Below are 24,461 nucleotides of genomic sequence, written 5' to 3'. Positions count from 1 at the left end.
GGGTTTCACTCCGGTGGCTGGACATCATAATGGGGCGGCGTCGGCGGATGTTGTTCGGCGGTTCGCCCTTTCGAGGTCACACCAGCTAGAATACTGTGACGCCGTCAGCCACGCGATGACGAGACGCTTTTCTTCACGCTTCGCAGAGTTCGAGTTCAATGTCTCTCCACAGCCAACGAACATCTCGACTTACTTTCGCAATCCTGATCCTTATCGCCGCTGCAACGCAAACGGCATCGGCCGATTGGCGTGACGATATCGGGTATACACAGTTGACGAATGAACTTGGCGTCGCAACGCCGACCGGCGCGGGTGTTGCCGTTTCGATGGCCGAAGCACCGGACGCTTCGGCAAGATATCTGCCCAACACGTCTGGAACGAATTTCACCGGCAAGACAGTGACGAATGAAACAGCCTCATCAACGGGCTTCAACTCGCACGCGTCGGGCGTGGCCGGCCTGTTTTTTGGAAACACGACCAGTGTTGCCCCTGGGGTAACCAGTGTCGCCGCTTTTGAAGCCAACAGTTGGATAAACGATGCACTCGGTTTAACAACCACAACGGCGCCCGTGGCTCACCCGTATTCGGTTCAAAACCACAGTTGGATTGCAAACGGAACGACGGCCGAGATTCCCGAAGTGATTGATGCAGCCAAGCGAGTGGACTATCTAGCCAATCGCGACAACGTACTGATCATCGGCGGCGCGAATAACGGTTCGACATCCAGTGTGCCACATCTATTGGCGCACTCTTACAACGCGATCAATGTCGGTATTACTAACGTCGAGCGTACCGTGGGCAATCATTCGCAGGGAAACACAACATTGGCCGGCTATGGGCCCGGTCGTCCTCGCCCCGACATCGTCGCACAGGCTGGCGTTACTAGCAGTTCAACCCCGATGGTGTCCTCTGCCGCGGCACTGCTGTACGAGGTTGCCGGTTCGTCGAATGCGAACAACGTCGAAGCGATGCGCGCGGTGTTGATGGCCGGAGCAACGAAAGATCAGTTCGCTGATTGGGACCGCACAGCAACGCGGCCGATCGACGAAACGTTTGGTGCCGGTGAACTGAACGTCTACAACAGTTACAAAATCTTGGAAGGTGGCGAGTACAACGGTACCGTGATCGCGCCCACCAGTTCAGTTGGCCTGTTCGGATACGACTTCAATGAACCGGTGTCGATGTCGTCCAGTTTTTTGTATCAGTTCGACGTGCCTAGCGGCCAAGTCATGGATGAACTGTCCATCTTCTTGCAGTGGAGCATGGACGTCGTCAATGCCAGCACTATACCAATGGAATTCATCCCCAGCACGGACCCGTTGCTTGGTGGTGGATTGGCGAATTTGGATTTGCACTTTTACGACTCGAACAATTCGTTGGTGGATCAATCGATCAGCAGCGTTGATAACTTTGAACACATCTACCTGACCGGTTTGAGCGCGGGCACCTACACGTTGGAAGTCAGCGGTGATCGGGCGACCGAGTACGGTTTGGCTTGGCGAAGCAGTGTTTCGGCGGTGGCGGTTCCCGAACCATCGACGTTCGTCACCTTGGCCATTTTCGGTGGCGGTTTGGCATTGCGGTTTCGCCGCCGCTACCATGGTCGCCGGGCATAGTCGATTGTCGCTGGTGCGACGATCTTTCGATTGATTCGCGTACCGGTGGATAGATTTGATGCGATTGATTTATGGCGTTTTCTGCGGACTGGTTCTGACAATCGCCTTCGCCAATCGCACGGATGCCGCCCGTCCGAACATCTTGATCGCGATTGCCGACGATCAGTCATTTCCGCACGCGTCGGCTTACGGCGATGCCGCGGTTCAAACTCCGGCATTCGATCGGATCGCCAAGGCCGGCGTTCTATTCAGCCAAGCATTCACGCCCGCGCCAGGATGCAGTCCCATGCGGGCTGCGTTTTTGACCGGGCGTGAAATTTGGCAGATTCGAGAAGCTGGCACCCACGCCAGTTCGTTTCCAACCGATCTGCCCGTTTTTACCAATCAGCTTGCCACCGCCGGGTACCACGTTGGCATGACCGGTAAAGGTTGGGGACCAGGGAAAGCGATCGGATGGCCGCAAAACCCGGCGGGAAAGGCGTACACGGCTAAAAAGTCGAAGTCGCCCAAGGGCGTCTCGGAAGTCGACTACGCGGCGAACTTCGACGACTTCTTGGATGGCCGATCCGACGACCAACCGTTCTGCTTTTGGTTCGGCAGCCACGAACCCCATCGCGGCTACGATCCCGGCATTGGTGCGAGAAACGGAATCGATCCCGCCAAGATTACTGTGCCCGGTTTCTTGCCCGATGACGAGATCGTTCGCAACGACATCGCCGACTACCTTTACGAAATCCAGTGGTTTGATCAGCACCTTGGTCGCATGGTCGATCGGTTATCGGCCACGGGAGAACTCGAGAACACCTTGGTGATCGTGACAAGCGATAACGGCATGCCGTTTCCTCGCGCGAAGGCGAACCTGTATGAATACGGCATCCACATGCCGCTGGCGATCAGTTGGCCGGCGGTTGTTCCGCCGGGCCAAGTCAATGACGACTTGGTCAGCTTGATCGATGTCACTCGCACGATTTTTACCGCCACCGAAGTCGAACCGATCGACGGTGCTTCGATGCCCGGTCACAGTCTGGTGGAGCGAATGCGAGACAAATTGGGTTCGGTCGAGTGGCCGCGGTCGGCGGCCTACAGCGGGCGAGAACGTCATTCGTCGTCACGCTACAACACGCTCGGGTACCCATGCCGGAGTATCCGCACACAATCGCACTTGTACATCCGCAACTATGCGCCAAAGCGTTGGCCGGCCGGCCCCGGCCAAGTTTACGCAAGGGCGGCCTACGACGACGCGGGTCGATTGGTGTCGTCAATGCTGGGGCCTCGGCACGGCGGATATCACGATATCGATTCGGGACCGACGCTAACGGCAATGATTGAGCAGGTCGATGCACCGGAGTACGCAGGATTTCTGGAATTGGCAACGGCAAAACGCCCGGACGAAGAACTGTTCGACATTCGTATTGATCCAAGCTGTTTGAACAATCTGGCTGGCAGGGCCGAAGCGGATGCGGTGCGAAAGGACTTGGCGGCGCGGTTGGCTAACTACTTGACCAAGACCGGTGACCTGCGACAAACCGATCCGTCGCTGGCCGAAGTTTGGGAAACCTATCCGCGGCACAGTGCGCTACGATGGTTTCCCGTTCCCGATTGGGCTGTCGAATCACCACCCCCGGTGCTGCCGTGGCTGGACGCTCGTCGCCCCGGTGTACGGTCGGCCAAATGATCGACGAATCACACCATTTGTCCGAACATGATCGCCGTTGCGGTCATCAATCGGTGCCAGTCGTGGACCAAATCGGCGACCTGAAAAGTGCCTGCGTCGGATCGGCCTTCCCCGCGGATGCTGACGTTGATTTCGGTATCCATCGTCAATAGCGATTCGATCGCAAGGTGGGCCCGGCGGTCGTCTTCGCTGAGCGTCGGTTCGCCGTAAATCCAAACGTGGACGTCCATGACGTGATCGACCAATTTGGTCGCGGCTTCGAATGCGTTTTCGGCGCTGATGATGATCGACCGCGAACCGGATTGAGCGTAAAACTTCGGCATCGTAAAACCTTCCGTGTTTGTGAGATGATGGAGTCGCCGGGGCGGTTGCAAATGCTTGCCCTCGACAGAAATCATCATCGGGGCGACGATTGACACGTCTGGTCCGGGCTCCCAAAACCCTCGCTACATCACCGATTTCGCTGGAGAATCGTCGCTTTGAAGATCTGGATCGATGCCGACGCGGCTCCCACGGAAGTGAAAGAGATCGTTTTTCGGGCTTCCAAGCGGTTGGGGATCGAAACGATTTTGGTCGCCAATCGGCCCGTGGTCGCGCCGCCGGGTTACGCAAACGTCCGTTCGATTACGGTTCGCGAAGGCGCCGATGAGGCGGATCGTTACATTGCAATGACCGCGAAGTCGGGCGACTTGGCAATCACGGCCGACGTGCCTTTGGCGGGCCAGTTGGTCGATGGAGGCCTTTTCGTGATCGATCCACGCGGCGATGAGTACTCGGCCGATTCGATCGCGTCGCGGTTGTCGATGCGAAACTTTATGGACGATTTGCGCGGCGAAGGAATGACGGTGGGTTACACCGCGCCCTACAGCGAAACGGACAAAAAGGCTTTTGCGTCGACCTTCGACCGTTTGTTGACCCGCGCGATTCGCAAATCTGAACAGGCGAAGCCGACCGAATGAACGACAAAGCGGAACCCGCCAAACCTGATAATGATGCGATCGACGACCGAATGGCGACTGCGTTTCACGAAGCCGGTCATGCCGTCATGGCGGTGCTGTTGGGACGGTCGATTCAAAAGGTGACGATCGAACCGGCCAAGATGATGGCGGGGGAGAAGCGCCTGGGGTCGTGCCAACTGCAAAAGAAACGCGCGAAGTCTTCCAATGATTGGCTGGAAGACGAAGTCTTGATTTTGTTCGCCGGGATGGTCGCCGAATCGCACTTCACCGGTAAATATTGCGTCGCCGGTGCTTCGGCCGACCTGCGCTCGATCGGCCGGTTGATCCGGTCGCGTCCCGGCAGCGCTCGGCAACTCGAACGAATCGAGCGACGATTTCTTGACAAGACTGAACACATTCTGCGAGATGATGGACACGCGGCGGCGATTCAGTTGGTCGCGACCGAATTGATCGCAAAGACCACCATCAGCGGCCGCGCCGTCCGTCACTTCATCGACCAAGCGATCCAGCAAAACTCCCGATAGACCCGAATAGTTTCATGGCAACCAAGACATCCAACGACCTTTCCCTTGCTCAAGTCACTCGTGAGATTGCAACCGAAATCAATGCTGGGGAGCACCAAGTCGCCGCTGCGATCGAGTTGTTGCAAGACGGCAATACGATTCCGTTCATCGCCCGATATCGCAAGGAAGCCACCGGCGGGTTGGATGAGGTAGCGCTGCGTGCGATCGAGGACGGACTCGAAAAGGCGATCGCGTTGGCCGCGCGTAAGGCGACTGTGTTGAAAACGATCGAAAGCCAGGGACAGTTGACGGATGCACTTCGTAAAAAGATCGAAGCCTGCAATGACCTGGCCACGTTGGAAGCGATCTATCTGCCGTTCAAACCAAAACGAAGAACCCGTGCGACGATCGCTCGCGAACGCGGACTTGAACCGTTGGCGTATCTGATGCTGGCGCAGAAACGAATCGGAAAAAGCAAGAAAGACATTGTGGCTCCGTTCATCGACGCATCCAAAGAAGTTCCCGACGCCGACGCGGCCATCCAGGGTGCGATGGATATTGTTGCCGAACTGTGGTCGGAAGACGCCGAAATTCTTACTTGGATGAACGACCAAGCGACGAAATTCGGCCGGATCACGTCCACCACCAAACGTGGGAAAAAAGAAGCTGCCGCTGAGAAGTATGACTCGTACACGGACCACAACGAGTCGGCTTCGCGGATCCCGTCGCACCGATTGTTGGCGATGCTTCGCGGCGAGGCCGAAGGCTTGCTGAAGGTCGGCGTTGCACTGGATGACGAAGAAACCGTCCGACGAATCAAACCGAAGTTGATCCACAACCGCGATTTCGAGTTTTACGACGCCCTTTCAGCGGCAGCCGAAGACTGCTACCAGCGTTTGTTGATGCCCGCGACCGAATCAACGCTGATGCAATCGTTGAAAGAAAAAGCCGATGAAGAAGCGATCAACGTGTTCGGGAAGAACTTGCGAGAGTTGTTGATGGCGGCCCCGGCAGGGCCTCGCGTCACGATCGGGATCGACCCCGGTTTTCGAACCGGATGCAAGGTTGCGTTGATCGACGCGACTGGCAAGTACTTGACCAACGCGACGATCTACCCGACCGCGCCAAAGAACGATACGGTCGGCGCGGCGAAGGTATTGCTAGGCTTGATCCAGAAGTTCAACGTCGAATTGATCGCGATCGGCAACGGAACGGCATCACGAGAAACCGATGCGTTCGTTGGCGAACTGATCAAGAAGGAAAAATTGGACGTCACCAAAGTCATGGTCAGCGAAGCCGGTGCGTCGATCTATTCGGCCAGCGAACTAGCCGGGAAAGAGTTTCCCGATTTGGATATCACCGTCCGCGGCGCCATCAGCATTGCCCGGCGTTTGCAAGATCCGTTGGCCGAGTTGGTCAAGTCGGATCCCAAGTCGATCGGCGTCGGCCAATACCAGCACGATGTGAATCAAACCAAGCTGCGCAAGTGCTTGGATCGAACGGTCGAGTCGTGCGTCAACCAAGTCGGCGTGGACTTGAACATGGCCAGCGTCCCGTTGTTGTCGCACGTCGCTGGCATTGGTCCGAAGTTGGCCGAAAACATCGTCGAGTATCGTAACGCGAACGGACGCTTTGGAAGTCGATCGGAGTTGACCAAGGTTGCAAAGCTTGGAAAAAAGGCGTTCGAACAGGCGGCCGGTTTCCTGCGGATTCGCGGTGGCGATCAACCACTGGACGAATCGGCCGTTCACCCGGAATGTTATTCGGTCGTTTCGGCGATGGCCAAGCGACTAGGGACGGATCCGAAGTCGTTGGTCGGGAATGCAACGCTAAGCCAAAAACTTCGGCCCGAAGAATTCGCCGGCGACCGATTCGGAGTACCGACCATCACCGACATCATCGGCGAACTGGCCAAGCCCGGTCGTGACCCGCGAAGTGAATTTCGCGCGGTTAAGTTCGACGACAAGGTCAACGACATGAAGGACTTGAAAGAGGGCATGGTGTTGGAAGGTGTCATCACCAACGTGACCCACTTCGGCGCCTTCATTAACTTGGGAGTCCACCAGGACGGCTTGATTCACATTTCGCAGCTTGCCGACAAATACGTTGCCGACCCCAGCGAAGTGGTCGCAGTCGGCGACGTCGTGAAAGTGAAGGTGATGGAAGTCGACATGAATCGCAAGCGGATCGCTGTAACGCGTAAGTTCTGATTCCCAGAACGGAGCACCAAGAAAAAGGGAAAGCCACTTGCGAGTATTTCGATTCGACGGCTGCTCTTAATCCGCTTGGCATTCGTTTGTCCCCATTCGCTTGACATCCAAGACCTCCGCAATTCACACACGCGGGCCAATGCTCCTGCGGAGTCCAGGTAGGGTGCGTGCTCGTCACGCACCAGCAAGGCGTGACGGTGCTTGGCAAGCACACACCCACCTTGGCACGTAAGTTTGTAAAACCCCTTCCTTTACACGCTCTCATATCATCAAAGAGGCCTGACCCGAATGCCGCGTAGTTGAAGACTAGCGACCACTTGGGCCAACGATTGGTTAGAACTTGACGGCACGGCTGGGCTCTCGTTTTGGTGAACTGGGTTTAGAAGTTCAGTCCATCAGAGCGGAGCTTGGTCGTGTTTGAAAGCTTGGCTGGCACGAATAGTGCTTGGCCAGTTTTGCTGTTACTACCCCTCCCGATAGCAAAGCTGGCCGGGAACCGCATGTAGTGATTTACGGCTTAACCACGCGGCATTCGGGACGGGGGTAATAAAGACACCGAACACTACCCCCGTCCCATTATTCTCCTCGTCCCATTATTCTTCTCCGGTGATCGTGTTCTACAGCGACAACGGCGGCCTAGCCCAACGGTACGGTAAGGCAACTGGCTTCACCAAAAACCCCCCTTTGCGACGCGGCAAGGGATCCGCTTACGAGGGCGGCCTGCGGGAACCAGCGATCGTCCATTGGCCAGGCGTCACCACTCCCGGCACCGTCTGTGATACTCCGATCATCACGATGGATTTGTTTTCCACGTTTCAAGAAATGGCCGGTGTCCAGTCGGACTCTAACGCGGCGTCGGATGGCACAAGTCTGGTCACGTTGCTGCGGACACAGACGGCCAAGATCGATCGAGACCTGTTTTGGCACTACCCACATTATCATGCGGGCGGTGACGGCCCCTACAGCGTGATCCGCTCGGGCGAGTTTCGGCTGATTGAATTCCACGAAGACAAACGCGTCGAACTGTACAACCTCGCCAAAGACATTAGCGAGCAACATGACCTGGCGGCATCGCAGCCCGAAAAAGCCGGGCAACTGCAAACCAAGTTGCACCAATGGCAAAAAACGGTGGGAGCGCAATTCCCCACCGCCAATCCGAAATATTCCGACGCTCGAGAAACCGACGTCGGAGGGCGAAATTGATTGAAACCGTGCCGAATCGTTGCGTTTGCCGACCGGCGATCAATTTCGATACCCGTTAAGACTAGGTTTCGCTGATCTTCGTCGCCACGGCCATTTCAGTGAGCCACTGGTCGATTCGCTCGGCCGAACTTTCAGGCGATTCGGACTGCGCGGGAACAGTTTCTGATTCCCCTATGGCCAATGTGGAAGTTGACTGCGAAGAAGAAACTTGAGATTGCCATGGCAGCAAACTGAGTGAATAGGACTCGAGAGGTTCTCTCCGCAAGACGAAGTCTGACCCTAGCGGCGGCTCCACGACAATTTGATTGAACGTGTCCGTCGACTGCTGAACTTCGCCCGGTACATCATCGCGGGAGTTCATCCTGGATAGTTGGTTGATTACGCGTAGTGCATCAACCGAGGTAACGCTACCGTCACTGTTTTGGTCGTAGAAGTTGCCTGGGAATGGGGCGTCAGTAACGGGGCTGTTTAACACGCCTGATGTTGCGATCGAATAGGCTCTGCGGCCGAGTTCGTTGATGATCAGCAAAGCATCGCTTGCCGTCACATCACCGCTGTTATTGATGTCGGAAGGCACCAATAAGTTGTGCCAGCCCGATGACGTGTTGCTCCGCACCCTCTCGCCCGTGATCTGGTTGACGGTCACTTGCATATCCTGTCCATCGAAATTCTCCGGTGCATCCATTCGCCAGTTTGCAACATCCGAGAACACGAACTGATCGATTCCCAAATCGCCTAGGATGGTGATCGCCTTATCGACGGGCGACATAGTAGAGACTGCTCGGGCATCGAGTGTCAGCACGTTTGGTCGGTCGTCTCGCAAATCGATTCGCGAGAAGTTCTCGACCGATAGAGATTCTTGTTTCGTCAGGTCAAGCGACGCGACGTCGACCAAAAGTGTGTTCTCGCCAGGCCCGCCGCTGACCTCCAGAACGGCTGTATCGGAAAGATGCGCCGTCTTCAGTTCGATCGTGTCGTCCCCAGGGGTGCCGACGGTTCGCAGTCGTGTTAGCGTCTCGATTGCCGACTGAAAGACAACCTGATCGGCAGATCGGACCACGATGTCGCCCGATTCGATGGCGATCGAGGACGTGGCATTCGGCAGGGTGACAATCGACGGGTCCACATATTCGACAGCACCGATGTCGGCTCTAACATTGAACGTCCGAGTGAACGCAGCACCACGTTGGTCATGCATTTGCCCGGCTAGCAACCCGTTGTCTCCTGCATCGATCGCCGGACTGTTCGGCAGCAGGTCGTGCGTCAACGTCAGACCGCCGTTGTCTTGCAAAGGACCAAGCAGTGGATCGATCAGTGCCGCGGGCGTTCCGATCAGATTACCGTTGGCGTCGGCGGTTTCCGAGGCCGTGAGACTCGTGCCTTCATTGTCACCGATGATGCTTGACTTCAAATCAAACGGGGACTCTGGCGTGATCGGCAATTCCAAGTCGGAGTTGATCCGCGCGGTGTTGCCCGCGATGATCGAATTATGGATTTTCAGATTCCGGTCATACACATCCTCGGGTGTCGCTAGACCTCCGCCAGTCCCGGAAGCAGTATTTCCGGTGACGGTGCTGCCCATGATCGATACTGACGTTGGACCGAACCACAGCCCGCCACCGTCCGAGTCTGTTCCATCCGCTCGATTGTTTGACAAGGTGCTGCCGAATAGCGTCACTTTGCCATACGAAGCGATCCCGCCGCCACTTGAACCGTTGCCCGTCGTTCGATTCCCCGACAATGTGCTGCCCGTCAGCGTCACACTGCTGCCGAACGAATAGATTCCGCCGCCCCACGAATCAGCGCCGCTTGTACTGTTGCCCGACAACGTGCTGTTTAGAAGCGTCGCGCTGCCAGAGCCCATCCCTAAGTAGATCCCGCCGCCTTGACCCGCCGCAGGTCCGGCCGTGCGGTTGCCTGACAGTATACTGTCCGTCAGCGTCACTTTACCGGAATGTGCAAAGATGCCGCCGCCTTTCCCCAAAAAGCCCTCGGTGACGTTATTTGATATCGTGCTTTCCGTCACTGTCACATCGCCTTGATAGGCTTGGATCCCAGCACCTTTCGCATTCTCACCTGCGGTGCTGTTGCTTGACACCGTGCTGCCTGTCAATGTCACATTCCCTCCCCCCGCCGAGATCCCACCACCATCTGATGCAATGCCCGTCGTGTGGTTATCAGACACAGTGCTATCTATCAGCGTGACGACGCCAAATTCCGAACGCACGCCGCCGCCATACGCGAAACCTCCAGTTGTGCGGTTGTTCGACAATGTGCTGCGAATCAACGTGACGTTACCAGTCGACGTAAAGATCCCGCCGCCTGCCGCGAGTTCGCCCGAAGTGCTGTTCGCTGACAAGACGCTATCAGTAGCGGTGAGTGTGCCACTGGATAAAAAACGAATCCCACCGCCACCGTGATCGTCTATCGGTTGCACATTCCACTCATTGCTTCCCGTCGTTTTGCCGCCAGTGACCGCTAACCCCGACAAGTTCACGTCGATCGCATCCCCTTCGATGCTCAAGACCCGTGACTGTTGGTTCGCGTCGACGATCGTCTGGGTTGATCCATTGCCTGAAATGCCTACCGAGTCAGTGATCGAAAGCTGCCCGAGCTCTGCGGACAATTGGATAGGTTGGCCGTCGATCGTTGGCGCAAACGTGATCGTGTCGGTGCCAGCTAAGCCATTTGCGGATTCGATTGCTTCACGAAGGCTAACGACGCCATCATCGGCAACGACATCCAGGAGGAAACGCTTCGCGTGGGGTCTGACTCGGGTTTCGGGAGGAAACGCTTCGCGTGGGGTCTGACTCGGGTTTCGGGTTTCAAGTGAGTTCGGGTAGGGTGCGTTCGTGCCACGCACCGCTACGGCTCGCTTAGGGGTGGCGTCTTGTGCGTGCGGAGGGATCAAATGGGACGGAGGTAATTTAGATGGCGACGATCAAAGATGACGGATGCCGAAAAGGTGTCCGGGCGAAGATAATGGGATGGAGGTAGTTTTAAGCAAGTTTGTCACATATTACCCCCGTCCCATTATCTTCGCCCGATAGCAAAGCTGGCGCGGAACCTTATGTAGTGATTTACGGCTTAACCACGCGGCATTTGGGACGGGCCCCTTTGCTTGCAGGGCGACCGGGACAATCGCTGCGATCGTGCGATGCCTCAGAACCGTGGGGTTCGACGCAAACTCACTCCGCATCGCCGCGTTTTCGCATTCCGTTTCGTGATCCGAGAGAACATTGCCGATCGTTTGGGATGTGCGCGACCCGTTTTTGGGCGGAATCAACCGGTCGTGAATGCCCCAATGCCCCAACCATCCAGCGATTGATGCGATTCGCGAGCGCGGACGCGTCAATACGCGCATGGAGACCCTCTAGAATGTCCGCGACTCAATTGAGCAGCCCCGCCCCGCGTCCTTCACTCAAAACCAACAACAACATCAAACAAACCCATGACCGTCCGTTTGCCGAAAGCGATGAAATGTCCGTCGGCGATGGAGGTAGTGACGACGTATTGGGATTGGTTCGGCAACTGAATCTGACGATGGATTCTGCAATCGATGAAATCAACGAGATCAACTCTCGAACCAAACTTTTGGCGCTCAACGCGAGGATCGAAGCGGCGCGAGCGGGAAGTTATGGAGCCGCTTTCGGCGTCGTTGCCGCTGAGATGCAAAAACTGGCGAGCAATACCACCGACGCTGCCAACCAGATGGCCAGTCGGACGCAGCGAACGATCCAGTTGCTATTGGATTTGATTGGCACCAGCGTCCGCGGCAACCGGCTCAGCGATATGGCGCTTGTGAACATCGATCTGATTGACCGTAATCTGTATGAGCGCAGTTGCGATGTGCGTTGGTGGGCGACCGATTCGAGTGTCGTCGACGCACTTTCGGAAAAGACCGCTGCAGCGACCGAACACGCCTGCGGACGGCTAGGAACGATCTTGAACTCCTACACCGTCTATTGGGACTTGGTTTTGGCAGACACCAAAGGGAAAGTAATCGCGAACGGTCGTCCCGATCGGTATCGATCGATTGACCGAGATGTATCGCGAGCGGTCTGGTTCGACAGAGCCATGACGACGCGCAGTGGCGAGGATTTTGCATTCGAAACGGCACATAAAAGCTCGCTGGTCAATGACGAAGCGTCACTGATTTATTCCGCAGCGGTTCGTCAGGGTGGTCGCGTCGACGGCAGCATCCTGGGTGTGCTGGGAATCATTTTTAACTGGGACGCGTTGGCCCAATCGGTGATCGAGAACACGCCGCTTCGCGAGGGCGAGAAAGAGACCACTCGCGTGATGATCGTCGATGAAGCCGGTCGTGTCCTCGCCGATTCAGGCGGTCAAGCAATGAATGAATCGGTGCCGTCCTCGTGGATGGAATTGGTGAAGAAACACAAACGCTTCTCCACGATTTCGATCGACGGAATACCCTTCTGCCTCGGATTCGCGCACGCTCCGGGTTACGAAACCTACACCACCGGTTGGAACTCCTTGATCATGCAGAGTATCGGCAAAGCGTAGCCGCCGCAGCGAACCATGAAAGGGAACCATCAAAGGGGCCTAGTGGTCCGTCTGCATTGAGTTTACTCGTTATGGATGGCGGTTGGTTTGGGCTCGGGTAGGGACTGGTCGCGTCGCAGGGGAAACGCTTCGCGTGGGGTCTGACTCGGGTTTCGGGTTTCAAGTGAGTTCGGGTAGGGTGCGTTCGTGCCACGCACCGCTACGGCTCGCTTAGGGGTGGCGTCTTGTGCGTGACGAGCACGCACCCTACCTGGACTCATCCACATCGCTCAACTGCTACCAGCCTGACTGCACCCGACTCGATTGACATTCTGGGTCGAGTTTAAACGGCAAGTGATGGAACGTGGCGAAGGTCAAAGCGGACCCTGCACCGGTCAGCGAGGTTCAGCCCGCGACCTCGCGCTAAACGACGACGCTCAGATCGCCTTACAATACCGTCCCACAGCAATACTACCGAACTCGATCGATCGGTTAATCGTTAAAACAGACACGACCATCCTTCGACCTTTCCGCCAACGGCGGCTCATCAATCGAGTCGCCGTTTTTTCTTTGCTTAGCCCAAATCGCTTTGCCCCTACGATCGTCACACGTGATGAACCAAACGGTACGTTTTGTCCAGTGATCGATTGTTTTACGGGGGGGCGGGTTTAGGTTTGAGACACGTAGGGAAGGTGTGTTGGTTGGGCAGTGTTTTATGCCTCGTCGCCATGCCCGTGTGCCTCAAAGTTTCAAGCCTGTCAGAAGGAAATCGATTGTGAATTGGGTCTTTAAGTTTGTATGGATGTCAGCGCTCGCGCTCACGACGTCTGGCGTCGCTCTGGGCGACGATTGTGGATGTTCGGCATGCCTTGGTGGCGGCGGAGCTTGTTTGGGTGGATCAGACGGTGCCGGTATGGTCGTTGACGGATCCGGCATGGGCGGATCGGTTATCAGTTCGGTCGGAGGTTTCGGTGCGGGCGACGCATGTGGACCATCGGTCACTTACGAAACTCGCACCGTGATGCGATCCCAGTACGTGACGGAGACTCGCGAAATCCCGTACACGACACATCAGCGCGAAACACGCACGCGTATGCGAAGCGTGACGAAGCGAGTTGCCCGTGTTGAAACGCGCCAACAAACCTACACCGTCAATGTCCCGACGACGCAAACCCGCACCGAGAACTACAACGTTCAGGTTGCGATTCCTTACACCGAAGAAGTCCCTTACACCGTTCAGGTTCCGGTGACGACTCAGGTGGAACAGTCCTTCCAAGTTTCGGTTCCTTACACCGAACAAGTGACTCAAAACTACACCGTTCAAGTTCCGCGAACCGATCAGGTCGCGCAAACTTACACGGTTAGCGTCCCTTACACCGAAACACAGTCACAAGACTACACGGTCAGCGTTCCATACACGGAACAAATCGAACAGGCTTACACCGTTCAAGTTCCCGTGCAACGTACTCGTGAAGAAACGTACACGGTAAACGTTCCCTATACAGAGCATGTGGAACAGACCTACACCGTTCAAGTCCCCGTAACATCGTCACGTACGGAGTCTTATCAAGTTTGCGTTCCTTACACGGAAACGCTGACTCAAACGTACAGCGTTCAAGTTCCTTATACGGAAACTGCGACGCAAGTCTACAACGTTCAAGTTCCCTACTCGGAAACGATCGAACAACCGTACACCGTTACGGTTCCTTACACCGAAGCGATCCAACAGAACTACACGGTCAACGTTCCTTACACCGAACACGTTGCCCAAAACTATCAAATTCAAGTTCCCGTCACGCAAACGCACACGGCATACCGAACGGTATCTCGTAGCGTTCCCGTGACGACGATGAAGACGGTGACTCGTGACATGGGAAGCTATAAGTGCGTGGCAACGGAAGTTGCTTCGTCACCTGTGGCGTCCTTCGGTTCGGGTGCATCGTCGTGCCTGTCACGCGGTCGTGGTCTGCTGGGCGGATTGCTGAGCGGTTTGACCGGTGGTTGTGGTTGTGGTCATTGCAACGATGCCTGTGTTGATCCTTGTGCGGATCCCTGTGCCGATCCTTGTGGCGGTGGCGTCGTTGGTGATGCATGCTGCCCAACCATCGTTTATCGCAAGGTTTACGTTCCCAACCTGGTTTGCGAGCAAGTTCCTTGCACCACGTATCAAACCCAGTGCTCGCAAGAGCCCTATACGTACACGACGACCAGCTACACATGCGAAACACGCACTCGCATGGTGCCCGTCACACGTTGCCGCACCGAGACTCGTACTCGTACCGTTAACGTGACCAAGTACACGACTGAAACTCGTAGCCGATCGGTTCCCGTGACTCGCTGCCGTACCGAACAACGTTCGCGTCAATACAATGTGACGAAGTACCGTACCGAAACTCGTGACCGCCAAGTGCCTGTCACTCGCACTCGCATGGAAACTCGTACTCGCGAAGTTCCTGTGGTAACGATGACGACTCAAACGCGAAGCCGCATGGTTCCCGTTTCTCGCTGTCGCACGGAAACACGTACTCGTACGGTTCCTTACACCGAGTTCAACACCGAAACCCGCACTCGCATGGTTCCGGTACAACGGGTTCGTCAAGAAACTCGCACGCGTCAATTCCAAGTGACCAAGAGCCGTACCGAAACACGTACTCGCATGGTTCCCGTCACAACGATGACCACCGAAACCCGTACTCGCATGGTTCCGGTCCAACGCACGCGATTGGAAACCCGCACTCGCATGGTTCCGCAAACGACGATGACGACCGAGACTCGTACTCGCACCGTCAATCGCACTCGCATGGAAACACAATCGCGTAGCCGCGAAGTCAGCTTCACCGTTTGTGTTCCCGAGCAACGCGTCCGCAACTACAACGTCACCGTTTACGACAACGTGACCGAGCAGACTCCGGAAACGTACAGCGTTTGTGTTCCCGTTCAAGCGACTCGTTCGGTCAACGTTCGCGTTTGCCGTCCGGTTGCCGAAACGATTCAAGTTCCTGTCTACAACTACGGTGCACCGGCGATGTCGGCTGCTCCGATGGTTAACGGCGGAAGCATTGATGACTTCGGCGGTTCGGTGATGGGCGAAACCATCATCGACGGTGGACACAGCGACGGCATCATCAGCGAAGGTGCTGTGATGGAAACGGGCGCTGGTTGCACGAACTGCAACTAGTTCCCACGAGAGTTCAATTCTCCGGCGTCTTGTGGACGCAGGAACCACAAAAAGCCTCGGCACTCGAAAGGGTGCCGAGGTTTTTCTTTGCTGTTCCGTTAACGCGTCTCTCGATACACGGCGCGGTCCTTTGCGTAAGTCTCCGCGTCGGGAAGTGGCACGGATTCCGGATCGGTCTGCTGCATCAAGCGTTCCAAGAACGGACGACACCAGCCGCATCCGGTGCCGGCGCCGTAACACTCCGACAGTTGGCTAGTGACGGTGGGACGGTTGACGCGAATGTACTGGATGACTTTTCGTCGGGTGACGTGAAAGCACAAGCACAGTTCTTGATCGTCGTGGGTCATCCCGCTGCTCCGTCGGTGATCAACCATGTCGCGATGCGACAAGCGTCAAGATAGTCCGTGATGACTAGCGTTTCGTCGGCTGTGTGAATGTTGCGTTGGCCGCATCCCAAAGTGACCGCTTCGATACCGTGTCGGAACAACCAGTTCGCATCCAAGCCGCCGTTGGAAACTTCGGCGAACGGTTCGCGTCCGAACACACGGATTGCATGGCTTGCTGCTTTGATCGACGGATGATCGTCGGCAAGTTTGAACGAGTCGTAGTCGACATTGGAATCAAAATCGACGCGGCCCGATCGGCCGTCGTCGGTTTTTACCTCGGCGGCGGCTCGCTCGAAGGCTTGTCGGATTTCAGCCACGATACGCGTCCGCATTTCGGCGTCGTGGCTGCGAGCTTCGGCGCGCAGCGTTACTTCTGGCGTGATCACGTTGGTGGCTTCACCGCCGTTGATGACGCCGACGTTGGATGTCCCGACGCCGCAGTCTTGGACGACTTTGCCCAGCCAGCCGCGAGCGTCCAGGTCGGCGATTGCGCGGGCGGCCATAACGATCGCGCTGGCACCTTTTTCGGGTGCGACACCGGCGTGCGAGGGAATGCCCGTCAACTTGATCGACATTCGCTCGCCGCCGATCGCGCCGATGGTCAGTTTCTCGACCGTGCCGCCGTCGAAGTTGAACGCGCGGTCGACGTTGCCGACCCTGTCGCGGTCGATGTTCTTTGCGCCGTGCAGCCCGATTTCTTCCTGGATCAAAAACGTGACCACCGCCGGTGGGAATTGCGAGTCGCCGCGGCGGAGTCGTTCGACGATCGCGGTCAGGATGGCGCCGCATCCGCCGCGGTCGTCCGCTCCCAATCCCGTGGCGACGCTGCTGCGGACTTCGTCGCCATCGATGACCGGTTGGCTGCCGACACAGATCGGGACCGTATCCATGTGGGCCGACAACATGGTTCGTGGACCCGAGCCGTTGCCGGGTAGGGTGACGATCAAGTTGCCGCAGTCGCCGGGCAATTTCGTCCGCTTGTTGGCTTCGTCGAATCGGATTTGCGACTCGTCCAGCCCTGCATCCACCAAAAATTGCACGATGGCGGTGGCCACAGCGGCCTCCTCCCCGCTCTTTCCGGGGATTTGGGTGATCGCCAAGAATCGGTCGAGAGCAGCTTGGGCGTCGACTTCGTGCGGCTGGGCAGCTTCGTTATCTTTCACGGGCACGTTACACTCGGGGTGTTCGGGGATGATGATTTTCGGTTCGCTGGGCTTCTCGTTTCCATCATCCTCGTTTCTCGGCGCCATCTCAACACGTCCACGGACTCTCGTGAATCTTCCTGTCATCGATCCATCGTCGTCTGAGCAAACCTCGAAGGCACCACCGGCCGATCCGAGACGCCACTTGCTGGACGTTTCGATCGACGATTTGAAACAGTGGTTGGTCGAACAGGGCCAGCCCGGGTTCCGCGCCAAGCAGATCGTTCATTGGGTTTTCCAGCGTCGGGCTCGCGATTTTGCCCAGATGAGCGATTTGCCAAAAGGACTTCGCGAAACGCTTGATCAGTCGTTTCGGATCTGGGTCACCGACGAGGCGCATCATGTTCAGTCGTCCGACGGTACGGACAAGTTGCTGGTGCGATTGCCCGACGGTGGCGAAGTCGAATGCGTGCTGTTGCGAGACGCGGCGAGACGCAGCATTTGTGTCAGCAGCCAAGTCGGTTGTGCGATGGGATGCGTGTTTTGCGCCAGCGGATTAGACGGCGTCGATCGCAATTTGACGACCGGCGAGATTCTGGAACAGATGCTTCGTTTGCAGGCCCGGCTCAAAGAGGACGAACGGCTCAGTCACATCGTCATGATGGGGATGGGGGAACCGTTGGCGAACTTGGACCGAGTCCTCGGGGCATTGGACGTCGCGCGCAGCAAAGACGGTTTGGCGATCAGCCCCCGTCGCATCACGATCAGCACCGTCGGCTTGCCGCCCGCGATCGATCGACTCGCCCGTGCCGCAGTACCGTACAATTTGGCGGTTTCGTTGCACGCGCCCAACGACGAACTGCGGAACCAACTGGTGCCCGTCAATCGCAAGATCGGCGTCGACGCTGTGTTGGAAGCCGCCGATCGCTACTTTGATTCGTGCGGACGCCGGTTAACGTTCGAATACGTGTTGTTGGGCGGTGTCAACGATTCCGATGACGAGGCACGCCAACTTGCATCGCTGCTGCGACGTCGCACGGCGATGCTGAACGTGATTCCCTACAACCCGGTCGCCGGTTTGCCGTATAAAACGCCGACGAAGAAAGCGATCGAGAACTTTCGCACGATTTTAGAAAACGGCGGCGTCAATGTTCAGTTTCGCCAACGCAAAGGTGGCGAGATCGATGCGGCGTGCGGCCAACTGCGTCGCAACCGAGGCTCCATCGCACTCCCATCCACTCAAGGCTAAGCACAAATGGCAGTGTCCATCGACATTCGGTACTCCGGCGGCCTTCGCTGTGATGCCGTCCACGGCCCCAGTGGCATGAAACTGCACACCGACGCGCCGACTGACAATGGCGGCCAGGGTGCGTCGTTTTCGCCGACGGATTTGGTTGCGACGGCATTGGGATCATGCGTGATGACGATTTTGGGTTTGGTCGCCCAGCGACATGACCTGGATCTGACGGGGACCCACGTCCATGTCGAGAAAGAGATGGTGGCCGATCCCATTCGCCGGATCGGATCGCTGCGGACGGTCGTGACGGTTCCCGGCGAAGTCTCGATCGATGTCGAAATGCGGAAACGTTTGGAAACCGCGGCACGCCAATGCCCCGTTCATCGCAGTATTCACCCCGATATCGACGCCCCGATCGATTTCGTTTACGGCTGATTGTCGACCTATTTGTCGACCCAATTTGGCGGAAACCCCGCCTTGGGCGACAATTGTGCGTGTGGGAAGTTGGTAAAGTGGGCGAAGAAACGGAGTTGCCCGATTTTTGCCGCTTTCCTACGATTCAAACTCGGTAGGAACGTGGGCAACCACGGCGCACTTTGCCCTGCCTGCCGACCAGCTCGCTTGAAATCAACCCTTCTAGGAATCCGCTATGGACAGTCGTCTGCGTCCGAACCATTTCGCCCGCCGTGTCACGGTGTTGCCTCTTTTGGCGGTCGCCACGCTCGTCGGCATGATGCAATCGCCGGTTGCGGCCCAGCCCGCCATTGCCGAAGCACCCGTCGCCGCGCCGCTTGCGGTTCCTTCGGCTCGCGACAGCGTCGTTGCCCGCACGATTGCCAAGCTGATGCCGGAAAACCACATTTCGGGACAAGGACTCAACGACACGATCAGTAAGCGAGCCCTGCAACTGTTTGTCGATTCGCTTGACCCATTGAAGCTGTACTTTTATCGCAGCGACATCGACGAATTCGCGGCTCAAGAAAATTTCATCGACGACATGGTTCGCCAAGGCGACTTGAAGTTGGCTTACGACATTTTCGGTCGCTTCGTCCAGCGAGTCGACGAACAGGTCGCTGTTGCTCAGGAATTGCTCAAGAGCGATTTCGAATTTGATTCCGACGAATCCATCGTCATTGATCCCGATTCCATCCAATATGCAACCAACCCCGACGAAGCACGTGATCGATGGCGCCGCCAAATCAAGTACTCGTTGTTGGATTTGAAGGACGAAGAAAAAACTGACGAAGAAGCCGTAGAGCAATTGCAACGTCGCTATGCACGTTACGCTCGGCGTTGGAAGCAAACCGACAGCGACGATTTGCTGGAAATGTTTCTGACCGCCGTGACGATGGGCTACGACCCGCACTCGACGTATATGTCGCCCCAGACGCTGGAGGACTTCAACATCCAAATGCGTTTGAACTTGGATGGCATCGGTGCCCAGTTGAGCGAAAAAGACGGCAAAACGACCGTGACTCGTGTGATTCCCGGCGGTGCAGCGGCCAAGCACGGCAAGTTGCAAACCGACGATGTGATCGTTTCGGTCGGCCAAGACGATAGCGGCGAAATGGTAGATGTGGTGGAAATGCCACTTACCGACGTGGTGACTTTGATCCGCGGTCGGGCCGGTACAACGGTCCGTTTGGGTGTCAAACCCGGCGGTGTCGGTGTGGTCGAGGAATATAAAGTCGTTCGCGCTCGCATCGAATTAGAAGAGTCCGCCGCTCGTGGCGAGATCATCGAACACGACATGGGTAGCAAGCTGAAAATCGGCTACATCAATTTGCCGAGCTTCTACCTGGACATGGAATCGGCGCGTCAGGACAAGCAGAACTTTCGCAGCAGCACACGTGACGTTCGCCGCATCTTGGATGACTTCAATGCCAAGGGCGTCGACGGAATCGTGTTGGACCTCAGCAAGAACGGCGGCGGAAGCCTGACCGAAGCGATCAACTTGACCGGATTGTTCATCGATCGTGGTCCGGTCGTACAGGTGAAAAATTCGGACGGCAGCGTCCAACAGTACGCCGACGAAGAAGCCGGCACCGCGTGGGACGGCCCGTTGGTCGTTTTGACCAGCAAGTTCAGCGCAAGTGCCAGCGAGATTTTTGCCGGTGCGATCCAAGATTATCGTCGCGGCATCGTGGTCGGTGATCCGGCGACTCACGGCAAGGGAACGGTCCAAACGTTGATGGATCTTGGACAACAGTTGTTCCGAAACAACCGAGCCAACTTCGGTGCGTTGAAGGTCACGTTGCAACAGTTCTATCTACCCGATGGCGAAAGCACCCAGCGGAAGGGCGTTTTGGCCGACGTGATTTTGCCCAGCATCACATCGAAGATGGATGTCAGCGAAGGTGACTTGAAGTTCGCGCTCGAGCACGACCGAGTCAAGCAGGCACGTCACGAGGTCTATAATATGAAGCCGGCGGACCTGATCGGGATGCTTCGCCAGCGTTCGATGACGCGTGTTGGGGAAGACAAAGAGTTTGGCGATTTGCTGCGTCGCATCGAACTTTATGTCGCGCAAAAAGAGCAGAACACGGTATCGCTTGAAGAGGATCAATTCATGGCTCGCCGCAAGGAACTTGATGCTCAAAAGGAAGAGGAAGACGAGACTCTCGAGACTCAACTGAATCCAGAGGAGATCTATCGTGATAACTTCTATAACAAAGAAGTGTTGAACGTGACGCACGACTACATTGACGGACTGCGAAAGCAAAACTTGGCGAAGGCCAACTGAGCGATTTTTGGTCTCCGTTGAAACAACGAAGGCGGGTGAGTTCTTAAGAGCTCACCCGCCTTTTTTCGTTTTAAGAATTCGATCGATGGGCCGGCACGACCCTTAGCCAATCGATTTCGCGATTGCGTAGATCTCGGCTGCGTCGAGGACCTTGTCGTTGCTGTCGAACAACGATGCAATGGCTTGGCGGTGAGTTTTCATCTTCAAGCCGCCCACGCCTATGGCTCCGTAGCCGACGCCGCTGCCATAGGACTTTGCCTTGTCCGATACGCCGATGCCTTCGATGCCGGCGGGCGGGACTGCATTCAAGTCGATCGCCACCTTCAGCGTCGACAATGACTTCATCGTGTTCTCGGAAACCAGTTCAACCCCGGCGGCACCGCAGGCAATGACGATCTGGGCGCTGGCCAGCACTTCGGCGGTTTGCGAGGGTGTGCCGGCTTGTCCGGCGGAAAGTGTGCCCGAGGATACTTTGCCGCGAATTTCGTCGGCTGCCGATTGGGCCCGCGACAGCGTTCGGCTGGTCACGACGACATCGGCGCCGTCGCTGGCCAGCAATTGGGCAACACGACGTCCGACCGGTCCGGTACCGCCCAGCACGACAGCTTTAGCGCCGGCTAGGTCAATGTGACGGCTGGCCGCGACGACCGCTGCCGAAGCGGTGGTGTTGCATCCGTTGGCATCCAGCATCAACGAAACGCGCACCGGTCCAAAGAAAACTTTCTGGCAAGCGACGAGCAGTTTTTCGGCGGCCGACACGTCACTGCCTCCGATGAAAATCGCCGTGTTCTTAAGATCTTCACCACCTCGAGTGAACATCGCGCCGTGGATCAATCCGGTGGCGTTGGTGACCTGCACGCCTTCGTAGCGAAGCAAGTGATCGACGCCGGCGTCGATTGCGACGACCGAGTCAAACGAGCTGGGTTGGGTGTCGATGTCGAATTGGATCAAGATCTTTTTGGTCATGATGGGTCTGTCGCTCTAATCACGAATCGGGTGCATGAAAGGACATGGGAGTGCCAGACGTCGCTTCGGTGGGCTTTGCCGATTGGCGTCAACGTTGCGACGTTTGCACAAAAAAAGCCTTCCGGCACATGGACCGGAAAGCTCTTCGTATTGTTTTGGCGCTCGCCAAACTCGAAAGACTAGAAGCCCTTGAAAGGGTGCGCCGCAGTGTCTTTCTGGGCGATCATTTCGTCAACACTTGGCTTGCAACCCATTGCGTTAGCAAGTGATTGCTTGACGGCTTCGTAGTTGTACTTGTAGATCTTTTCATCGTCGTCGGCCGCTGGGTGAATGAACACGCCGCAAACGCAAACCAAGTCTTCGGCTTGATCCTTAGGGATGATGCCTTCGGCGACCGAGTCGGCGACTGCTTTGGCGACGGCTGCTTGTGCAGGGCCGAACATTTGTACGACTTGCTTCATGCCCTTCATCGTGACCTTGGTCACCATGACGGTCGAAGGCTTGACGGCAACGTTGGGAGCCAAAACGGCCATCAAGTTCGTGTGGCCTTCGCTTTGGGTGGCCAATGCGTTTGCGAACGCGGTTCCGACGGGACCGTTCTTGCTGCCGATCATCAAGTCAATGTGAGCGACTTCATTGCCATCGCCAACAAGTGCTTCACCAACATTCAAATGCATCGTAGGGGTACCTTTATTTCGAGTGGTTCAGGGAGGAGGTTTTGGAACTGGGAAGGAGGGCCGATCGACGTCCTTGGGTGACCGACGCTAGCCAAAAACTTTGACTTTGTAGAATGCCGCACGTGTAAACACCGCTAGCCCCCGCCGTCATGCCGCCAGGCCCGGTCCAGAAAGTAGCAGACATTACCGCTGATGCAAGCACCTGAACCCCCAAACCTTGGTAGCCGAACGTTGGAATCGGACATCGGGATCCAGCCTCGGACGATTATCATGGTGGGCGCTTCGGTGCGTGCGGCTGCCCAATCGGCTCGGCGGGCAGGATTTACGGTGATTGGCATCGACCAATTTGGCGACTGGGACGCCAGAAACGCTTGCGACGAGTTTGTGGATCTGGAGGATCGTGAAGGCGTCGATGCCGCACTTTCGCGGCATCCGGACGCGTTGGTCGTCCCGGTGGGTGGCATTTCCGATCTCGAGCGGTGGTTGGATCGTCACCCGCAAGCCGCCCGGCGTTGGGTAATTTCGGCCGAAACCAGGCAATCGATCGACGATCCCCTGATGCTGTCGTCCTTGGCTGGACGGGCCGGGATGTCCTTTCCCGAGACTCTAGATGCGTCAGGTCGCATAATCCGCACCGTTTCACCGCAGCGATGGCTCAGCAAACCCAAGCATGGGTCCGGTGGAATCGGGATTCGTTGGCACACCGGGGGCACACTACCCGATCGGACCGATCCACAATCTCGTTGGTTACAGCATTGGATCCCCGGGCGGTCGTTCGGCGCAACGCTATGGATCGGTCCCCGACGGACGGTCTTGCTAGGCGTTTGTCGGTCGATGTTTCATCGCATGACGACCCAATCGTCCGCGAAGAATCTGTTTGCGAACAACCCATTCGTATACAGCGGTTCATTCGGGCCGATCGATTGCCAGCCAAGCGTGGTCGACCCGTTATTGGCATTGAGCCGCCATCTGTCCAGTGAATGTGGGTACCAAGGTCCGTGCAACGTCGATTTTTTGATCGATCCGATGGGGACACTGTGGCTTCTGGAAATCAATCCGCGATGGAGCGGATCGACCGAGTTAGTCGAACGCCGAATGATTGATGACGGTGTGCTCGGGGCGGACGATTCGTTGATCCAGTGGTGGCTCGACGATACGACTGCCCATGTCGCGGTTTCGCCACGCAGGCGTAAGCAAGGAGAGTCCGACGCCTACTACAAAAAGGTTTGCTTCGCCCGGCGGCGTTTGCTTTTTCAGCGGGAACGGATTGCTTCCGTGGTCGATTGCAATCTGCAAATCGCTGATATCCCGGTTGACGGTTCAGTCGTACCGCGCGGAACACCGATATGTTCGGTGATCGCAAAGGGCAGACCGTCAGACCCCGATTTCTATCGAAGGGTCCGACGGGCCCATCATCAATTATGTTGCGAGACGCGATTTCCAAAATGACGATCGGCGCC

General features: G+C 56.7%; 18 protein-coding genes. 12 read left to right on the top strand and 6 right to left on the bottom strand.

Annotated elements, in window-relative coordinates:
* The first annotated feature begins 158 nt into the window (after window positions 1-158).
* A complete protein-coding gene (locus tag Poly51_RS12195; protein WP_146457838.1) occupies window positions 159-1,616 on the top strand; it encodes a S8 family serine peptidase in 1,458 nt (485 codons plus the stop codon).
* A 58-nt stretch (window positions 1,617-1,674) separates the two neighbouring features.
* Window positions 1,675-3,291 (top strand): sulfatase family protein, encoded by a 1,617-nt coding sequence (locus tag Poly51_RS12190; protein ID WP_146457836.1) that lies wholly within the window; start codon window positions 1,675-1,677, stop codon window positions 3,289-3,291.
* An 8-nt stretch (window positions 3,292-3,299) separates the two neighbouring features.
* On the opposite strand, the gene Poly51_RS12185 is transcribed toward Poly51_RS12190, so the two are convergent.
* Window positions 3,300-3,614 carry a hypothetical protein gene (locus Poly51_RS12185; RefSeq protein WP_146457834.1) on the bottom strand — a complete coding sequence of 105 codons (315 nt, stop codon included), beginning with the start codon at window positions 3,612-3,614 and terminating at the stop codon, window positions 3,300-3,302.
* A gap of 156 nt (window positions 3,615-3,770) precedes the next feature.
* On the opposite strand from Poly51_RS12185, the gene Poly51_RS12180 reads away from it, so the two are divergent.
* The 4 genes from Poly51_RS12180 (at window position 3,771) to Poly51_RS12165 (ending at window position 8,166) form a co-directional block, all read left to right on the top strand.
* Window positions 3,771-4,250 carry a YaiI/YqxD family protein gene (locus Poly51_RS12180; protein WP_146457832.1) on the top strand — a complete coding sequence of 160 codons (480 nt, stop codon included), beginning with the start codon at window positions 3,771-3,773 and terminating at the stop codon, window positions 4,248-4,250.
* Window positions 4,247-4,774 (top strand): M50 family metallopeptidase, encoded by a 528-nt coding sequence (locus tag Poly51_RS12175; protein ID WP_146457830.1) that lies wholly within the window; start codon window positions 4,247-4,249, stop codon window positions 4,772-4,774. Before Poly51_RS12180 ends, Poly51_RS12175 begins: the two co-directional genes overlap by 4 nt.
* 14 nt (window positions 4,775-4,788) lie before the next feature.
* On the top strand, window positions 4,789-6,963 hold the full coding sequence (locus tag Poly51_RS12170; RefSeq protein ID WP_146457828.1) for a Tex family protein: 2,175 nt from the start codon (window positions 4,789-4,791) through the stop codon (window positions 6,961-6,963).
* A gap of 606 nt (window positions 6,964-7,569) precedes the next feature.
* Entirely contained in the window at window positions 7,570-8,166 is a 597-nt protein-coding gene (locus Poly51_RS12165) for a sulfatase/phosphatase domain-containing protein (protein WP_146457826.1), read from the top strand.
* A 61-nt stretch (window positions 8,167-8,227) separates the two neighbouring features.
* Here the strand turns inward: Poly51_RS12165 and Poly51_RS12160 are convergent, their stop codons facing one another.
* Complete coding sequence (locus tag Poly51_RS12160; protein WP_186775501.1) at window positions 8,228-11,029, bottom strand: choice-of-anchor Q domain-containing protein; 2,802 nt, start codon at window positions 11,027-11,029, stop codon at window positions 8,228-8,230.
* A gap of 515 nt (window positions 11,030-11,544) precedes the next feature.
* On the opposite strand from Poly51_RS12160, the gene Poly51_RS31585 reads away from it, so the two are divergent.
* Both Poly51_RS31585 and Poly51_RS12150 read left to right on the top strand, forming a co-directional pair.
* A complete protein-coding gene (locus Poly51_RS31585; protein ID WP_315853667.1) occupies window positions 11,545-12,693 on the top strand; it encodes a methyl-accepting chemotaxis protein in 1,149 nt (382 codons plus the stop codon).
* Window positions 12,694-13,474: 781 nt separating this feature from the next.
* The gene (locus Poly51_RS12150; RefSeq protein ID WP_146458486.1) at window positions 13,475-15,850 is read left to right on the top strand and encodes a hypothetical protein; all 2,376 of its coding nucleotides are present in this window, start codon (window positions 13,475-13,477) and stop codon (window positions 15,848-15,850) included.
* A gap of 98 nt (window positions 15,851-15,948) precedes the next feature.
* Here the strand turns inward: Poly51_RS12150 and Poly51_RS12145 are convergent, their stop codons facing one another.
* A complete protein-coding gene (locus tag Poly51_RS12145) occupies window positions 15,949-16,197 on the bottom strand; it encodes a (2Fe-2S)-binding protein (RefSeq protein WP_146457820.1) in 249 nt (82 codons plus the stop codon).
* The gene (locus tag Poly51_RS12140; protein WP_146457818.1) at window positions 16,194-17,486 is read right to left on the bottom strand and encodes a M20/M25/M40 family metallo-hydrolase; all 1,293 of its coding nucleotides are present in this window, start codon (window positions 17,484-17,486) and stop codon (window positions 16,194-16,196) included. The genes Poly51_RS12145 and Poly51_RS12140 overlap by 4 nt, the downstream gene beginning before the upstream one ends.
* Window positions 17,487-17,508: 22 nt before the next feature.
* Between Poly51_RS12140 and rlmN the strand changes: the two genes are divergently transcribed.
* From rlmN to Poly51_RS12125, 3 genes are all read left to right on the top strand, one after another.
* Window positions 17,509-18,627 carry a 23S rRNA (adenine(2503)-C(2))-methyltransferase RlmN gene (rlmN, locus tag Poly51_RS12135; RefSeq protein ID WP_246114441.1) on the top strand — a complete coding sequence of 373 codons (1,119 nt, stop codon included), beginning with the start codon at window positions 17,509-17,511 and terminating at the stop codon, window positions 18,625-18,627.
* 6 nt (window positions 18,628-18,633) lie between these two features.
* Window positions 18,634-19,050 (top strand): OsmC family protein, encoded by a 417-nt coding sequence (locus Poly51_RS12130; protein WP_146457816.1) that lies wholly within the window; start codon window positions 18,634-18,636, stop codon window positions 19,048-19,050.
* 214 nt (window positions 19,051-19,264) lie between these two features.
* Entirely contained in the window at window positions 19,265-21,358 is a 2,094-nt protein-coding gene (locus Poly51_RS12125; protein ID WP_246114440.1) for a carboxy terminal-processing peptidase, read from the top strand.
* A gap of 102 nt (window positions 21,359-21,460) precedes the next feature.
* On the opposite strand, the gene Poly51_RS12120 is transcribed toward Poly51_RS12125, so the two are convergent.
* Together Poly51_RS12120 and fae are read right to left on the bottom strand one after the other, a co-directional pair.
* Window positions 21,461-22,324: an NADP-dependent methylenetetrahydromethanopterin/methylenetetrahydrofolate dehydrogenase gene (locus Poly51_RS12120; RefSeq protein ID WP_146457814.1), complete on the bottom strand. Its 864-nt coding sequence runs from the start codon at window positions 22,322-22,324 to the stop codon at window positions 21,461-21,463.
* A gap of 179 nt (window positions 22,325-22,503) precedes the next feature.
* Window positions 22,504-23,001, bottom strand: coding sequence for a formaldehyde-activating enzyme (gene fae, locus Poly51_RS12115; RefSeq protein ID WP_146457812.1), 498 nt, complete (start codon window positions 22,999-23,001; stop codon window positions 22,504-22,506).
* Between the two features lie 192 nt (window positions 23,002-23,193).
* On the opposite strand from fae, the gene Poly51_RS12110 reads away from it, so the two are divergent.
* On the top strand, window positions 23,194-24,450 hold the full coding sequence (locus tag Poly51_RS12110; RefSeq protein WP_146457810.1) for an ATP-grasp domain-containing protein: 1,257 nt from the start codon (window positions 23,194-23,196) through the stop codon (window positions 24,448-24,450).
* The last annotated feature ends 11 nt before the right edge of the window (window positions 24,451-24,461 follow it).

The organism is Rubripirellula tenax (assembly GCF_007860125.1).
Lineage (GTDB): Bacteria > Planctomycetota > Planctomycetia > Pirellulales > Pirellulaceae > Rubripirellula > Rubripirellula tenax.
This window is presented reverse-complemented; position numbering and strand designations above follow the sequence as displayed.